The sequence below is a fragment of the Salmonella sp. SAL04202 genome (assembly GCF_046550775.1).
In the GTDB taxonomy this organism is placed as follows: Bacteria; Pseudomonadota; Gammaproteobacteria; order Enterobacterales; family Enterobacteriaceae; genus Salmonella; species Salmonella enterica.
In genome coordinates, this window is sequence record NZ_JBGDXK010000001.1 from 1,405,050 (window position 1) to 1,421,055 (window position 16,006).

The 16,006-nt window shown below is 47.1% G+C and carries 13 protein-coding genes and 1 pseudogene; 7 read left to right on the forward strand and 7 right to left on the reverse strand.

Features of this window, described 5'->3' with window-relative positions:
• Positions 1 to 43: 43 nt before the first annotated feature.
• Positions 44 to 3,466, reverse strand: coding sequence for a DUF4765 family protein (locus ACLJQJ_RS07000; protein WP_063814046.1), 3,423 nt, complete (start codon positions 3,464 to 3,466; stop codon positions 44 to 46).
• Positions 3,467 to 3,893: 427 nt separating this feature from the next.
• Here ACLJQJ_RS07000 and ACLJQJ_RS07005 point away from each other — a divergent pair.
• Both ACLJQJ_RS07005 and ttcA read left to right on the forward strand, forming a co-directional pair.
• Positions 3,894 to 4,045 (forward strand): annotated as a pseudogene (locus ACLJQJ_RS07005) (tyrosine-type recombinase/integrase); the annotation flags it as partial.
• Between the two features lie 105 nt (positions 4,046 to 4,150).
• Positions 4,151 to 5,086: a tRNA 2-thiocytidine(32) synthetase TtcA gene (gene ttcA / locus ACLJQJ_RS07010; protein WP_001156210.1), complete on the forward strand. Its 936-nt coding sequence runs from the start codon at positions 4,151 to 4,153 to the stop codon at positions 5,084 to 5,086.
• 43 nt (positions 5,087 to 5,129) lie between these two features.
• Here the strand turns inward: ttcA and dbpA are convergent, their stop codons facing one another.
• From dbpA to smrA, 4 genes are all read right to left on the reverse strand, one after another.
• Positions 5,130 to 6,503, reverse strand: coding sequence for an ATP-dependent RNA helicase DbpA (dbpA, locus tag ACLJQJ_RS07015; protein WP_063809274.1), 1,374 nt, complete (start codon positions 6,501 to 6,503; stop codon positions 5,130 to 5,132).
• 486 nt (positions 6,504 to 6,989) lie between these two features.
• Positions 6,990 to 7,973, reverse strand: a complete 984-nt coding sequence (zntB, locus tag ACLJQJ_RS07020) for a zinc transporter ZntB (RefSeq protein ID WP_000387373.1) — start codon at positions 7,971 to 7,973, stop codon at positions 6,990 to 6,992.
• Positions 7,974 to 8,118: 145 nt separating this feature from the next.
• On the reverse strand, positions 8,119 to 9,273 hold the full coding sequence (locus ACLJQJ_RS07025; RefSeq protein WP_063809275.1) for a methyl-accepting chemotaxis protein: 1,155 nt from the start codon (positions 9,271 to 9,273) through the stop codon (positions 8,119 to 8,121).
• Positions 9,274 to 9,604: 331 nt separating this feature from the next.
• Positions 9,605 to 10,168, reverse strand: a complete 564-nt coding sequence (gene smrA, locus ACLJQJ_RS07030; protein WP_001046799.1) for a DNA endonuclease SmrA — start codon at positions 10,166 to 10,168, stop codon at positions 9,605 to 9,607.
• A 257-nt stretch (positions 10,169 to 10,425) separates the two neighbouring features.
• Between smrA and ogt the strand changes: the two genes are divergently transcribed.
• The 3 genes from ogt (at position 10,426) to uspE (ending at position 12,987) form a co-directional block, all read left to right on the forward strand.
• Positions 10,426 to 10,941 (forward strand): methylated-DNA--[protein]-cysteine S-methyltransferase, encoded by a 516-nt coding sequence (ogt, locus tag ACLJQJ_RS07035; RefSeq protein ID WP_000945031.1) that lies wholly within the window; start codon positions 10,426 to 10,428, stop codon positions 10,939 to 10,941.
• 195 nt (positions 10,942 to 11,136) lie between these two features.
• Positions 11,137 to 11,889, forward strand: coding sequence for a fumarate/nitrate reduction transcriptional regulator Fnr (gene fnr / locus ACLJQJ_RS07040; RefSeq protein WP_000611914.1), 753 nt, complete (start codon positions 11,137 to 11,139; stop codon positions 11,887 to 11,889).
• 150 nt (positions 11,890 to 12,039) lie between these two features.
• Complete coding sequence (gene uspE, locus ACLJQJ_RS07045) at positions 12,040 to 12,987, forward strand: universal stress protein UspE (RefSeq protein ID WP_001262138.1); 948 nt, start codon at positions 12,040 to 12,042, stop codon at positions 12,985 to 12,987.
• Positions 12,988 to 13,041: 54 nt separating this feature from the next.
• Here uspE and ACLJQJ_RS07050 read toward each other — a convergent pair whose 3' ends face one another.
• Complete coding sequence (locus ACLJQJ_RS07050; protein ID WP_063809276.1) at positions 13,042 to 13,296, reverse strand: DUF2534 family protein; 255 nt, start codon at positions 13,294 to 13,296, stop codon at positions 13,042 to 13,044.
• A gap of 238 nt (positions 13,297 to 13,534) precedes the next feature.
• Between ACLJQJ_RS07050 and ACLJQJ_RS07055 the strand changes: the two genes are divergently transcribed.
• Complete coding sequence (locus tag ACLJQJ_RS07055) at positions 13,535 to 14,566, forward strand: mechanosensitive ion channel family protein (protein ID WP_063809277.1); 1,032 nt, start codon at positions 13,535 to 13,537, stop codon at positions 14,564 to 14,566.
• Positions 14,567 to 14,647: 81 nt separating this feature from the next.
• Here the strand turns inward: ACLJQJ_RS07055 and ACLJQJ_RS07060 are convergent, their stop codons facing one another.
• Positions 14,648 to 15,250 (reverse strand): helix-turn-helix domain-containing protein, encoded by a 603-nt coding sequence (locus ACLJQJ_RS07060; RefSeq protein WP_000163371.1) that lies wholly within the window; start codon positions 15,248 to 15,250, stop codon positions 14,648 to 14,650.
• Between the two features lie 43 nt (positions 15,251 to 15,293).
• On the opposite strand from ACLJQJ_RS07060, the gene ACLJQJ_RS07065 reads away from it, so the two are divergent.
• Positions 15,294 to 15,980, forward strand: coding sequence for a B3/4 domain-containing protein (locus ACLJQJ_RS07065; RefSeq protein ID WP_017441303.1), 687 nt, complete (start codon positions 15,294 to 15,296; stop codon positions 15,978 to 15,980).
• Positions 15,981 to 16,006: the final 26 nt, after the last annotated feature.

A 16,006-nucleotide genomic window follows, 5' to 3' on the forward strand; every position in this document is an offset into this window, starting at 1 on the left:
ATACACAAGAGATAAAAACAATAAACTTGTTCAGGATTTATGATTACTTAGAAGCGTTTGCCTGCCCCGTATTTTCTGCTTTACCATATGTCCTATCAATTATACCAACAGGGTCCACTGGTGTGTTTTTTGGCATAACCCAGCCGCTTTCACTGACGCTACCTCGTGTAAGATATTTGACTTTTACCCTAACGATAATAAGATAATGTTCCCTGCTGAACCTGTCGGCAACACTAAGATCGGTGGTATATTCAGGTACGATTCTTCCACTTCGAACCTGCTCTTTGGCTATTTCAGCAGAGACAGGCAATACCTCTACATCGCCCCCCTCAATACCGCCTGCTGTTTTAAAAATAACAATATTTTCAGCCTGCGGACCTATTGTACCTCGGCATAATACAACTTCAGTCTCCCCTGCTGCAGCATCCCCACTCTGGTATTTCTTATAAATACTTTGTACATTTTCTTCTGATGTAGGGTATAAATCTTCTGACAGGGAGGCCAGTATATCTTCCAGTAAGGGGGAATCATCCGTTATATCCAGCAGTTCTTCATCATAACCCGCGTCTCCTTCTCTTAACTCTGAATAAGGCTTATCAATATGGCGAATAAGCCCCCCACCTTTCAGCCCTGACGCTTGATAAAATCTTCCATCAGAAGATCGGTAAAATGTCATGACTGAATTTTTTCCGCTATCCGAATAGGTTGCCTGATACGTTTCTGAATTTGGTTCTTTAGTTAAAACGAGCTCTCTGTCGCCATATTTTATCGTATTAGGCGCTTCCGATGACTGCGGTGGATATGAGGCTTGTTTTCTGTAAAAGCCTTCTCCTGACGGTTTGTAATAACCATACGTTTGTTTATCAAAACCGGTAGCGCGATAGAGCCCATCGTTTCCCGCTGGACCTAACTCAAGAACTTTCTGATTACTTTTTTGATAAATAAAATCTGTATTTTCTATTGACTCTATAATTTTATAATTACTCCCCTTTTGAATCGGCGCTCGTACCACACCTCTTTGTATTTTATTTTCAACAAATCGGAGACCCGTATACTTTGCATTTGCCGCTCTTTCTGTGAACTTCGCTCCAGCAACAGGAACAGCCTCCATACCGATACGAATAATATCCTGTACGTAACCGCATACATCCGCAGAGTTTTCCACAACAGCCCGATTAAGAATACTGCTGGTACCAGCCAGAGCGTTAAAACCAGGGATAAGCCCCATTACAATATTCCAGACCGTTCCTAAGAGGTGAAGTCCTGCTCTTGCAGCCGGACTTAATGAGGAAGTTGTGCGATGATGTATAGTATCATCAAGATCAAAACTCAGCTCAATTAATCCTCCCAACCCCTCCTGAATAATCTTATTAAATGCATAAACGAATTCTTGCCCGCCATTCATGGAGGAAAGCTTCTCCTTGAACGATTCGAGAGCCTGAGCCTGTCTCTCATGTTGTTCTTCTAATGTCAGCCAACTGCTTTGCGCAATATCACTGATCTCGTGAATAAGCCCAACAACGGCCTCTTGCACCATTTTGTTGATATCCATGAGTCCTAAGATATCACACTCCTGCATATGTTCCTTCATATGAGTCTCTGCTCGATAATATTTCTCCGCCCAGTCTAGCTGCTTATTGATCGCGGCTTTCATTAACAATTTTAAAGGCTCGTTACTTTTGGGAAGTGTTGATCTAACACCTTTGGTAAATTTATTATTAACCACAATTTTTCTTGCTATTGTGTCTATTTTTTTATCATTAACTGGCCCCGTTATCTTTGCACACCAAAAAATAATATTACGCATAATAATAAAATTATTTTTTATGCCTTCAGGGCTAAGCAATACTCTATCACCACCATTGCTGGATAAATGGTGTATCACTAATTGAACCAGCTTAAAAAGATGATTCATCCTTTTTTTATTAAAAGCGCTCTTTCCTTTTTCTTGTCTATTGAAAGATACTATTTCTAATGCTGTAATAATAGCATCCTTACCATAGAAAACGTCAAAGCTTGAACCAGAAATAGCAGGAAACTTTTCATACAGGACTTTCGCATAATGGCTTTCCCTTGTCCATAAAGGCCTGTCTATCATGGGTGGTTCAGGCTCAGTACTGAAATGCATAGGATGAACCAACATATCACGCGCCATTAGTTCATATATTTTATATTGATGTTGAATATTTTCTCTTACAAAAGATAGAAAAGAAACGAAACTTCCCTCACCGAGAACGATGAGACGATCACTTAAATGAACTAAAAGACCTTTGAGCATATATTCAGCAGCAATAACTCTTCCATCATGCGTCCACTGCCCAGTTTGAGAAAACGCAAGTAATTCATGATAGCCTCTTTTATAACTATTTGCCTCTTGTTCTTTTACCAGTAGTTTAAGTATTGAGATAAGGCGTCCCCCTGCCATAGATGTAAAGTGTTCAAATAGGCCATCTAACACCTTACCTGCCAGGTTAGGCTCCGTAGTTGGGGCAGGATGATCCTCCGGGAGAGCCCTTTCATATCTCTGTAATTCTTTAACGGGTAAAAAATTATTCTCACCTTCTGAATTACCATTTTTTATCCTATAATCACCAGATGTTACTGCTAATCGTGATGATAATAACAAACTAGTTACTGCAATATTTTTAATACTCCTGTCCATTTTATGAATGGTTACTGGCTGAAGATGATTGCTGCTATGAGAAGATAAGAAAATTTGCTTTTGAATTTCCTTTCCCTCAAATATAATTTGCTCAGTACTTTTAGGTGGAACAGTTACGCTATCCACATTAAATAGCTCATGTTCACCACTCATCGTTACCTGAGAAAAACACGACGATGTATGTGCAATTGCAGCGGGATCAATCTCTTTATAAATAACATTGGCGTAAACGTTTGTAACTTCACCGTTTGCATTTAAATGATCGTGCAAAATATATTTTAGAAATAAATCTAACAACAATTTTTCTGATGTAATTCCATCTGCACAGTTGTGAAAGTCAGGGGAAATTGGATAGCCGTTTTGATCAAATGGAAGCGATAAATATCCTCGCCTCCCATCAATATTTTTGTAACTGTAATTTAGAGATATCTTTAACTCGCATTTATTGGTATCTACATCGTCATTGATACTACGCTCTACTTTATAATTAACCAGCCTACGGAAGGTTGCGCTATTTGAATAATAAAAATCCAATGTTGATTGGATTTCTTCACATATAATTTCATGTGTTGGCTCAAAGAAGAATTCATAAATATTTAAGCTGTTCTTTTCTTCATCTTTGGCCATCTCATCCAGCTTAATATATTCTTCTGGTAAATTAGATATTTGCTCATGAAAGATATCGTCCTGATAAAGTCCATCCAACATTGAAAGGTACGGTATGGTATCCCAACTTCTGATAGCTTGTATCTGTACCGTCTGCTGTGATTCTCTGGTTGATATATCACTTACTGTTATACGCATTACGTTCTCCAGCCAGAATTATGGTATACATCATAAGATGTAGATATCAGGTAGCAATTCTCATCGCAAATAATTTGTCTGAACTGTACATATGATACAGGCTATTTTTAATTCAATACGATCATCAGAATAGGTAAGAAAATTTTAAATAGTATACGGTAAACCGATCTTACCCAACGATAATTAAACACTCTGCACTATCTTATTAGATAATAAAATACTGATACGTTATTTTATATCGCCAATAAAAAGCAAAAAGGTGTGCCGAATATCATTTTATACCTGTCCCGGTTCACCGCACGGAACTACTTGAAACGTACCATCATCAGGACGCAGCAGCGCCTGAATTTCAGTTGAGCCCGTCACTTCTTAACGGGCCTGGCTGCATGATGTATACAGTTGACAATATCCGAAGGTACCATCTCTATTAAAACGTGCTGGCATTCGTCGCCGTAATCCGTACCATACGCGACATACTTTTGCCTGCTGGCTGTTGACGGCAGGAGCGAACCGGCATTTATCGCCAGCCAAATGGGGCATGAAACTGCGCAGATGGTGTATGAAATTTACGGTATGTAGATTGATGACATGAACGACGAACAAGTAGCGATGTTGAATGCGCGGTTATCGTAGTTGCAAAGTTTGCCCCCAATTTGCCCCATTTAGTACCAGAGAACTGAAATAATGCAAGAAATTCAAAAGAATACAAAGAAAGAGCAATACAACCTCAACAAGTTGCAAAAGCGCCTGCGCCGTAACGTTGGCGAAGCGATTGCCGATTTTAATATGATTGAAGAAGGCGATCGCATTATGGTTTGCCTTTCTGGCGGCAAAGATAGCTATACGATGCTGGAAATTTTACGTAATTTGCAGCAAAGCGCCCCGATCAATTTTTCACTGGTCGCCGTCAACCTCGATCAAAAGCAGCCAGGTTTCCCGGAGCATATCCTGCCAGCCTACCTTGAGCAGCTAGGCGTAGAATATAAAATCGTCGAAGAAAACACCTACGGCATTGTGAAAGAGAAGATTCCGGAAGGAAAAACCACCTGCTCGCTGTGCTCGCGTTTGCGTCGGGGTATCCTGTATCGTACGGCGACTGAACTGGGCGCGACCAAAATCGCCCTGGGCCACCATCGCGACGATATTCTGCAAACCCTGTTTCTGAATATGTTCTATGGCGGAAAAATGAAAGGGATGCCGCCGAAGCTGATGAGCGATGACGGCAAACATATCGTGATCCGCCCGCTGGCTTACTGCCGCGAGAAAGATATTATCCGTTTTGCTGAGGCCAAAGCCTTTCCTATCATTCCTTGTAATCTGTGCGGTTCGCAACCCAACCTGCAACGCCAGGTGATTGCCGACATGCTACGCGACTGGGATAAACGCTATCCTGGACGGATCGAGACGATGTTTAGCGCCATGCAGAATGTCGTGCCGTCTCACCTTTGTGACACTAACCTGTTCGATTTCAAAGGGATCACTCACGGTTCCGAGGTCGTCGACGGCGGCGATTTAGCGTTCGATCGTGAAGAGATTCCCTTGCAGCCCGCTGGCTGGCAGCCGGAAGAAGATGACACCTCCTTAGAGGCGTTGCGGCTTGATGTTATCGAAGTGAAATAATCTGCAGGCGTCTCAGCACTCCGCTGAGACGCCATGCTATCGATCATTTTAATAGCCGTACCCGGCATGACTTGCCTTTGATCTTCCCGTTTTGCAACTGCTTCCAGGCTTTTTGCGCTACTGCTTGACGTACGGCGACGTAAACGTGCATGGGATGCACGTTAATTTTGCCAATATCCGCCCCGTCTAATCCAATATCGCCGGTCAGCGCGCCTAAAATATCTCCCGGACGCATTTTCGCTTTTTTGCCGCCGTCAATGCATAGGGTAGCCATCTCTGCGGCCAGAGGGAGTAACGGCTGCCGGGCGGGCGCATTCAGCCAGTTCAGCTTGAGTTGCAGCATTTCTGAAAGAATATTCGCCCGCTGCGCCTCTTCCGGCGCGCAGAAACTGATCGCCAGGCCGCTGCTTCCCGCGCGCGCCGTACGGCCAATACGATGGACATGCACCTCCGGGTCCCAGGCCAGTTCATAGTTAACCACCAGTTCGAGCGATTTAATGTCTAACCCTCGCGCGGCAACGTCGGTGGCAACCAGAATGCGCGCGCTGCCATTTGCAAAACGCACCAACGTCTGGTCGCGGTCGCGTTGTTCCAGATCGCCGTGGAGCGCCAACGCGCTTTGTCCTACCGCATTAAGCGCATCACAAACGGCCTGACAATCTTTTTTGGTATTGCAAAACACCACGCAGGACGCTGGCTGATGCTGGCTAAGCAACGTTTGTAGCAGCGAAATTTTTTCATGCGCAGACGTTTCGAAGAACTGTTGTTCGATAGCCGGTAGCGCATCTACCGTATCGATTTCAATACGTATTGGCTGCTGCTGTACACGACCGCTAATCGCCGCAATGGCCTCAGGCCAGGTTGCTGAAAACAATAACGTCTGGCGCGTCGCAGGCGCAAAGTGGATCACCTCATCAATGGCGTCACTGAATCCCATGTCCAGCATTCGGTCTGCTTCATCCATTACCAGAATGTGCAGCGCATCCAGCGATACGGTTTCTTTTTGTAAATGATCCAGCAGGCGCCCCGGCGTCGCGACAATGATATGCGGAGCGTGCTGAAGCGAGTCGCGCTGTGCGCCAAAGGGTTGCCCGCCACACAAGGTCAGAATTTTGGTATTTGGCAGAAAACGGGCCAGGCGACGTAACTCTCCGGCAACCTGATCCGCCAGCTCCCGCGTCGGACAAAGCACTAACGCCTGTGTCTGGAACAGAGTGACATCAATTCGATGCAAGAGCCCAAGACCAAACGCCGCCGTTTTGCCGCTACCGGTCCTGGCCTGCACACGCACATCATTTCCCGCCAGAATGACAGGTAATGCTGCGGCCTGAACAGGCGTCATCTCAAGATAGCCCAGCTCAGTAAGGTTATTGAGCTGGGCGGCGGGCAAAACATTCAGGGTTGAAAAAGCGGTCACAATTTACTCTCGCGGTAACGACTCATAGTCAGCAGGCGCGTATCCTCGCAGATCCGCGCGTTTGATGCGACATTTTAATCGGTTCTTCGTCCGGCGGCGGGTCGGGCATCGGCTGAGGACGGGGAAGCGGCTCAGGAATGGGAACAGGGTCAGTGGGAATCGGGTCCGACAAGGACGAGTGTAGATATAATAAGGTCAAAAGACAGCTCATATTACCCTCCAGAATGTCATTCAGACTCTTAAAGGGTAGACGCTGATATTCTACAGGCAAAAAAAAGCCGACTAATCTAAGTCGGCGTCGTACGAATCAATTGTGCTATGCAGTAATTCAAAAAAGGAAGTAAGACAATATGGAGCGCAACGCCCATCGCTTGACGTTGCATTCACCTGCGAGAGAGATATTGCCCCGAATAGGTAGATGGTTTATTGACTTCGCTCAAATTTCTCGGCGTTTTTTCACCCGAAATGGTCTGAAAAGCGCTTTTGTTACAACCATTTACTGCGATGCAACCATAAAGTAACACCACCGATCAGGACAACTAACAGAATACAAAACAGAGAAAAGCCGAACCGCCATCCGCCGCCGGGAATACCGCCCAGGTTAACGCCAAATAACCCTGTTAAAAAAGTGCTGGGCAGAAAAACCATCGCCATAAGCGACATGGTATAAGTTCTGCGCGCCAGAGACTCCTGCATCACCTGGGCAATTTCATCCGCCATGATGCCAGTACGCGCGATACAAGCGTCAATTTCATCCAACCCCCTTCCCAGCCTGTCGGCGATATCCTGCATTCTGCGCCGGTGATCGTCGCTCATCCACGGCAGCCGTTCACTCGCAAGCCGGGCATAGACGTCGCGCTGCGGCGCCATATAGCGGCGCATAACAATTAGCTGTTTACGTAGCAATGCGAGGAAACCGCGCGGTGGGATTTGCTGGTCGAGAAGATTATCTTCCAGATCGATAATTTTATCGTGTAGCTCTTCAATAAATTCACTGGCGTGATCGGTTAACGCATCGCACACATCCACTAACCAGCCGCCGCAATCTACGGGCCCGGTGCCCTCCTGCAAATCACTGACCACATCGTCCAGCGCCAGAACCTTTCGCTGACGGGTAGACACAATGAATCGCTCGTCCATATATAAACGCATTGCCACTAATTGATCCGGGCGTTCGTCAGTACTGCCATTAATACAGCGCAGCGTAATGAGCGTCCCTTCCCCCATACGACTTACGCGCGGGCGCGAGCTTTCACCAGCCAGCGCATCACGCACGTTATTGGGGAGTAAAGGCGTTGAAGCCAACCAGCGGGCGCTGTCCGGGTGGGTATAATTAAGATGTAGCCAACAGGGATGCTGACTATCGATCACATCATTATCTTCGAGCGGTTTTACTCCACCACGACCATCCAGTAGCCATGCGAAAACGGCATCCGGCACGTTCACATCCGATCCCTTAATGGCTTCCACAGCGCCTCCACGTTACAACTCTCATGCCGTTAGTCTAGCTTTCGGGAAAGGTTAAGCAATCTCTCATTTTCTCATTGCGCAAAAAGAATGACGGGAACGTGCGAAAAAAGCGCCTTAGCAACAGGCGCTTACCAAACATGTATTATCAGGCCTGGCCGCGCCTGGTGATGGTCGAAAGAGGTGATACATGAGAGCGCGACAGCGCATGTTCACTGTAACCCGGCTGGCTTAAACGAAATTTGTCGGTTTTAGTCTGTAACTCGATCACCTGCGCCTTTAAAACATCCGAAGAAGCAGATAACGCTTCAACCATTAAAACATTGCTATGGGTTGCGCTTTCCAGATCGCTCAACGCCAGGGTTATCTGGTTAATGCCTTTTTCCTGCTCCCGCGTGGTGGTGGAAATTTCACTCATCAGCACGTTTAATTGCCCGGAACCGCCAACAATCTCCTGCATATTTTTTTCAGCCTCCTGCACTATGGCGGCCCCCTGCCGCACATTGTCATGCGTAACGTCGATCAGCGCCTTGATATTTTTTGCCGCCTCAGCGCTACGATGCGCCAGATTACGCACTTCCCCGGCCACCACGGAGAAACCTTTTCCATGATCGCCCGCCTGCGCAGCCTCTACCGCCGCGTTAAGCGCCAGAATATTAGTCTGGAATGCGATACCGTCAATCAATGAAATAATCTCCGTCATCTGCGAGGCACAGTCGGTAATAGAACGCATATTTTCTGTAACCCGCACCATTAATTCACCGCCTTTACGGGCGCATTGGGTTGCACAATCCGCCTGTATGCTCGCCATTCGGGTATTATCCGCATTGTTTTTGGTACTCGCCGCCATTTCATCCATACTGGCGGCAGTTTGAATTAACGAGGCCGACTGCTGTTCCGTCTTTACGGATAGCGACATACTGCGCGCCGCCAGTTGTTCGGAAAGGGTCATTGCCGTTTGCGAAGAGGATCTGATTTCACGTACCAGCGCGGAAATATTCTCCGACAGGCTATTAATCCCGGGGATGAGTCGTCCGGCGCAATTATTGCCAAATTCGGAGATATGAATAGACAAGTTTCCTGCTGCGACCTCTTCAATACTTTTCTTCACGGTATTAATCGGCACTACCAGATAGCAGGTCATATACCACCAAAGCAGTAATGCCGAGATCAGATAAATGATATTACACGTAATTAAAATAGGGAGATCGTGCAGAAAAGCTATTTGTAAAGTATCCACCAAAAGAAACGTACATACCATGAATAGAATAATGCATGTCCTGACGCTGATATTTCTCAACATTTTTGACGGCCTACAACCAGGATAGGAGACAGGTTTTATTTTTATAGCATTTCAGATACCTATTGCCATTCGTTTCTTTGACATTCTCCATATTCAATACCAGACCATCGCCATTTCCCTTAGTGCAACAGATAAAATCACCTATATTCGCTATGCCAGGATATTCATCCATCCATATTGACAAGTGATGTACTTATCACCATTTTCTGCTTAATAGTTAAGTCGAAAGCCAGTATATTTTAATAGACGCTTAAATAAGCGAATGACTGTTTCTCCGTGTTATTACTGTGGCGAGCTTGCGCTGGCGGTCCTGTCCGCCAGCGGCAACGATTTACCGACTACGCTTCGCATGGCGCTCCCAGTTATCCTGTTTAGCCTGCACCGTTTTACGTAACGCGACATAACATGCCCCGCCGCCGCCATGGTGTGGCAGCGCCGAACAATAAGCCTGTACATCCTCAAACTCTGTCAACCAGCGGGCCACATAGCTTCGGACGATATTGGCATGCGACTTCGCCTCTCGCCCTTTACCATGAATGATCAGGACATTACGCAACCCCTCTTTCTGCGCCTCAAGGATAAAACGAAATAGCATTTTTCGGCACGTTTCGACCGGCTGGCGTAACAAATTGAGGCTGGCCTGCTGAGGGTATTTCCCACTGCGTAACTTGTCGATGACACCCTGCTGCAATCCTTCCCGACGAAATTCCAGCGGTTCATTCAGCGGCAGAATATCCAGAAAGCCCGTCGTCAGGAAATTATCAAGCTGAAGCGTGTCGATACGCTGGGGCGTTTTAAGATTACGCGTTGGCTGCCAGTGTACATCAGTATGGCGTTTCAGCGGCTGGACATCCTCCATGGCGTCAAGAAACAGCGCTTTATCGTCAAGGTTCATGGTTCATCCTCCAGCGTTTTTGCGACTGCCGTTATCATAACCGTGCCCTGTTATACCGACAACGGTTTACAGTTATTTCCAATAACAGCGACAATGTCAGGCAATTAACCGCCTCGCCAGGCTCTCTTTTTCTCCGCCTACGATATTACTGTCGCTAAATGTGTTATCCCTGACTATCTTTTAAGGAGTATGGTTGCGGGTATTCCTGGCATGATATCTTGTCTCTTACGTTAGATTAAGACGATGTGAGAGAACGGATGCTGAGATTACTTGAAGAGAAGATAGCCACGCCATTAGGTCCGTTATGGGTGGTTTGCGATGAGCAGTTTCGACTGCGGGCCATTGAGTGGGAACAGTACCGCGATCGTATGGAGCAACTGCTAAATATCCACTACTGTCACGAAGGCTATGAACGCGTTTCTGCGACTAACCCCGGTGGACTCAGCGATAAGCTTGCAGATTATTTTGCAGGCAATCTCGCCGTAATTGATACCCTGGAAACCGCCACGGGGGGCACACCTTTTCAACGGGAAGTATGGCAGGCGTTGCGCGCTATCCCCTGCGGGCAGGTGATGCACTATGGTCAGCTGGCGGCGCAACTGGGACGACCGGGCGCCGCACGCGCAGTCGGTGCTGCGAATGGCGCTAACCCCATCAGTATTGTTGTTCCCTGCCATCGCGTCATTGGGCGTAACGGTACTCTGACCGGATACGCTGGTGGCGTGCAGCGAAAAGAGTGGCTATTACGCCATGAAGGCTATCTTTTATTATGAATATACAGGCAAAAAGTGCCTTATCGGTCACACTTTTATGTAAAGCAACAACAAATAAATTACGTATTTTCAAATAGATAAAAGTATTCATCAAACTTATGCTTGAATTATTCCTTCTCCGGGATAGCTCAGACTTACGCGCTCACCAAAAAGATGTTAAAATTGACAAATATCAATTACGGCTTGAGCAGACCTATGATCCCGGAAAAGCGAATTATACGGCGCATTCAGTCTGGCGGTTGTGCTATCCATTGCCAGGATTGCAGTATCAGCCAGCTTTGCATCCCGTTCACACTTAACGAGCATGAGCTTGATCAGCTTGATAATATCATCGAGCGCAAAAAGCCCATTCAGAAAGGGCAAACTCTGTTTAAAGCAGGTGATGAATTGAAATCGCTCTATGCTATCCGCTCCGGAACGATTAAAAGCTACACCATTACCGAGCAAGGCGATGAGCAGATTACTGGATTCCATTTAGCAGGCGACCTGGTGGGTTTTGACGCCATTGGCAGCGGTCATCATCCGAGCTTTGCACAGGCGCTGGAAACCTCAATGGTATGTGAAATACCTTTTGAGACACTGGATGACCTGTCCGGCAAAATGCCTAACCTGCGTCAGCAAATGATGCGTCTGATGAGCGGTGAAATTAAAGGCGATCAGGATATGATCCTGTTATTGTCGAAGAAAAACGCCGAAGAACGTCTGGCTGCGTTTATTTACAACCTGTCCCGCCGCTTTGCGCAGCGTGGTTTTTCACCGCGTGAATTCCGCCTGACGATGACCCGTGGCGATATCGGCAACTATCTGGGCTTAACAGTCGAAACTATTAGCCGTCTGCTGGGGCGTTTCCAGAAAAGCGGTATGCTGGCGGTGAAAGGTAAGTATATTACTATTGAAAACAGCGATGCGCTGGCGGCCCTCGCCGGTCATACCCGCAACGTCGCTTAAACGTCAGCTAAACCATTGATGTTATCTTCTGCCATATCGTTAAATTTTTCTCATTTATTGATCTGGCAGAAGCGCTTCCTCTGTTTCATTCACCATATTTGAGTTACTCTTTAGTTACAAACTGCGATGACAGTTGTAAGGAGACCCTGTATGGCTATGTATCAAAATATGCTGGTGGTCATCGATCCCAATCAGGACGACCAACCCGCATTACGGCGAGCAGTTTATTTGCATCAACGGATTGGCGGCAAAATTAAAGCTTTCCTGCCTATTTACGATTTCTCGTATGAGATGACCACCCTGCTTTCTCCTGACGAACGCACCGCAATGCGTCAGGGCGTAATAAGTCAACGCACAGCCTGGATACGTGAGCAGGCGAAATATTATCTTGAAGCCGGTGTCCCCATTGAAATTAAAGTGGTCTGGCACAATCGTCCCTTTGAGGCCATCATCCAGGAGGTTATCGCCGGCAGTCACGATCTGGTGTTGAAAATGGCGCATCAGCACGATCGACTGGAAGCGGTCATTTTTACCCCTACCGACTGGCATTTGCTGCGTAAATGCCCAAGCCCTGTGTGGATGGTCAAAGATCAGCCGTGGCCAGAGGGCGGTAAAGCCCTGGTCGCCGTGAACCTGGCAAGCGAAGAGCCCTATCACAATGCTCTCAACGAAAAGCTGGTAAAAGAGACCTTACAATTGGCGGAGCAGGTTAATCATACCGAAGTGCACCTGGTCGGCGCCTACCCCGTTACGCCAATCAATATCGCCATTGAGCTGCCGGAATTTGATCCCAGCGTGTATAACGACGCCATCAGAGGCCAGCATTTACTGGCGATGAAAGCGCTGCGCCAGAAATTCAGCATCGATGAAAAAGTTACGCATGTAGAAAAAGGCTTGCCGGAAGAAGTTATCCCGGATCTTGCCGAACATCTCCAGGCGGGGATCGTTGTGCTTGGCACCGTTGGACGTACCGGACTTTCAGCCGCGTTTCTGGGGAACACGGCCGAACAGGTCATTGACCATCTGCGCTGCGACCTGTTAGTCATTAAGCCTGATGAGTATCAAACACCGGTGGAACTGGACGACGAGGACGATTAATCCCTCTTGCGTCCTGCCGGATGGCATTGCCATCCGGCCAATACCCTATTCCTGTTACTCATCTCCGCCGAGGAAATAGATCCCCAAAGGAATCGCCAGCAGAATAGTGAACACCAGACTGTAAACGAAAATCATTGCCGACTGAATGACATACATAGAGCTTGTCCACTCGGACAGTGGAATATGATATTGCTCAATCACACCGCCGATAGTCGCGCGCGTTACCACCGATGCCGCAACGATAAACACTGCCAGCAGGCATAACAGAAATTTTTTCCCCTTCGCCGATTTCAGCTTCATCATGATCATAGTATTGTCCTTTACAGATGACTTTGTTACCTGATAGCAACAATACCATGACAATCACGCGATGTCTGCTCCATAAAACGTGACATTGTATTTACATAAAAAGTAAACCGCTGAGATTAAAGCTGATAGCACTATTTCTTCTTTTTACTTATCGATGATCTACGCGTTTATCCTGGGTAAAATACCTGTTAATCAGGTCATTCTGAGCTGTTATCGTAGGAAGGAGCGGAAAACAATAATGTTCACTGAATTTTTTCTCAAAAACGCATTTAATCTGGCGATACTTTTCAGTTGCGGTATGGCGTTGCTGGTCGTGAGATTTTGGCTCAGCCGTAACGTACAGTGGAAGAAAGGATTCACGTTCCATGCGGCACAGTTTTTTATTTATGCGATTATTATTGGGACCATCGGGAGCATCCTGAATAATGCTATTGAAGATTATAATTTGCGTTTTATCTCTTCCGGGATCATTGATTTTATCTGCACCTCGCTCATTGCGCTTATTCTGACGATAAAACTTTTCCTGATTATTAACCAATTTGAAAAAGCACAGGTCAATAAAGGTAGAGATGTGACCAGTACCCGTATTCTGGCACGGGTCATAAAAATAACCATTATTGTCGCGATTGTCTTACTGTATGGCGAACATTTTGGCATGAGTCTGTCCGGTCTGCTGACCTTTGGCGGTATCGGCGGTATCGCTGTTGGTATGGCGGGCAAAGATGTCCTGAGCAATTTTTTCTCCGGTATTATGCTCTATTTCGATCGCCCCTTCAGTATCGGAGACTGGATTCGTTCTCCTGACAGAAATATCGAAGGTACGGTCGCCGAAATCGGCTGGCGAATTACGCGAATTAACACATTCGACCACCGCCCGTTGTACGTGCCTAATTCCGTCTTTTCATCCATTAGCGTTGAGAATCCGGGACGGATGACCAATCGTCGAATAAAAACGGTTATTGGATTACGTTACGAAGATGCCGACAAAATTGGCCTCATTGTTGACGCTATCAGAAACATGTTGCAGGCGCACAGCGATATCGATCAGAAACAGACGCTGTTGGTCTATTTTAATGAATTCGCCGACTCTTCGCTGAATATTATGGTGTATTGCTTTACCAAAACAACAGTATGGCAGGAATGGCTTGCCGTACAGCAGGATGTTTACCTGAAAATTATTGCGATTGTCCAGGAAAACGGCGCTGACTTCGCCTTCCCAAGCCAGACGCTCTATATCGATGACCCGGAGGCCGCGCCTGCGACAAAATAAAAGATAGCCGGTGCCCGATAACGCTTATCGGGCGCCGAGGCTTCCCTGTCCGAATGACGGGTTGTTAGCGCCTTACGGTGATCAACGGCTCTTTTCATTCACCGTCATGGTAAATTCAAGCACCTCATTAGTGTCGTTAACGTAGGCATGAGGCATGTCGGTTCTGGCTACAGCGGAGCAGCCCTCCCGAATAATAAAGCGTCTACCGTCGACTGTTAATGTCAGTGTTCCCTGATTAACAAACAGTAATTCACAGGTGTCAGCCGGATGCCCTGCCGATTCAAACTGTTCACCAGGATGCATTATCCATTGCCAGAGTTCCAGCATATCCGGCCCGCTGGTTCCCGCCATCAGTTTTGCGCTGCCGCCTTTCTCGCCGCGCCACAACACCGGAATAGCATCCCGGTCGATAAGATGGACCATCGGCTCGCTGGCGACGTTAACAACATCCGCCACGGACACTCCCATTGCCGCCGCGATCTTACATAACAGCGCAATGCTTGGATTGGCTTTACAGCCTTCAATTTCCACCAGCATTCCTTTACTGACGCCGGAACGCCGCGCAAGCTCATCCAGCGACATCTTTTTTTGGCTACGAAATTGTTTGATACGTTGGGAAACAGCTTCATTTATCGTGCTGACGTCGGCGCCCGCCGTGGTCGATAAGTTGACTTTTTTGGTCATTGGTCGATATCATAGAAGAAAATAGTCATTACAGGATTATGCGATGTCTTCTATGTTACCGTCAATCAGCCCGGAACTGGCCCGTATCGCTCCCGGCTTTCGTGCATTAAGTATTAATGTTATTGCCGCTCCGATTCGCGATGCGCAGGTCGGAGAAATCGCGTTAAAAGAGGCCTGTCAGGCCGTAATTAACGGCCAACCGACGTGGGCACAGGCGCATATAGACGCCTGGAATGCAGTGTTTAAAGCATTCGGCGCAAAACCAAAGCGCACCCCCTGCTCGGCTGAAGCGCTACGAAAACGCGTGTTGAAGGATGGAACAATGGCGGCGCTGGATCCGGTCGTTGATCTTTATAACGCGGTGAGCCTGCGCTATGCCGTACCGGTAGGCGGCGAAAATAGCGCGGCTTATTGTGGATCGCCACGGCTGGTTTTCGCAGACGGTAGTGAAACATTTGATACTCTGAAAGAAGGACAACCCGCCACCGAGTCGCCAGAACCGGGCGAAGTTATCTGGCGCGATGACAGAGGCGTCACCTGTCGGCGCTGGAACTGGCGTCAGGGAGTACGTACCCGACTAAGCGCTTCAGATAAAGCGATGTGGTTTATCCTTGAAAGCTTGCCGGAAATGCCGGTTGATGAATTGTACGCGGCAGGAAACATGCTGACTGACGGCCTTGAAAAAATGATGCCAGGTTTACGTTTTGAATCCACGTTGATAGGTGTTTGATTGATATTGCGTAACAGGAGAAATAC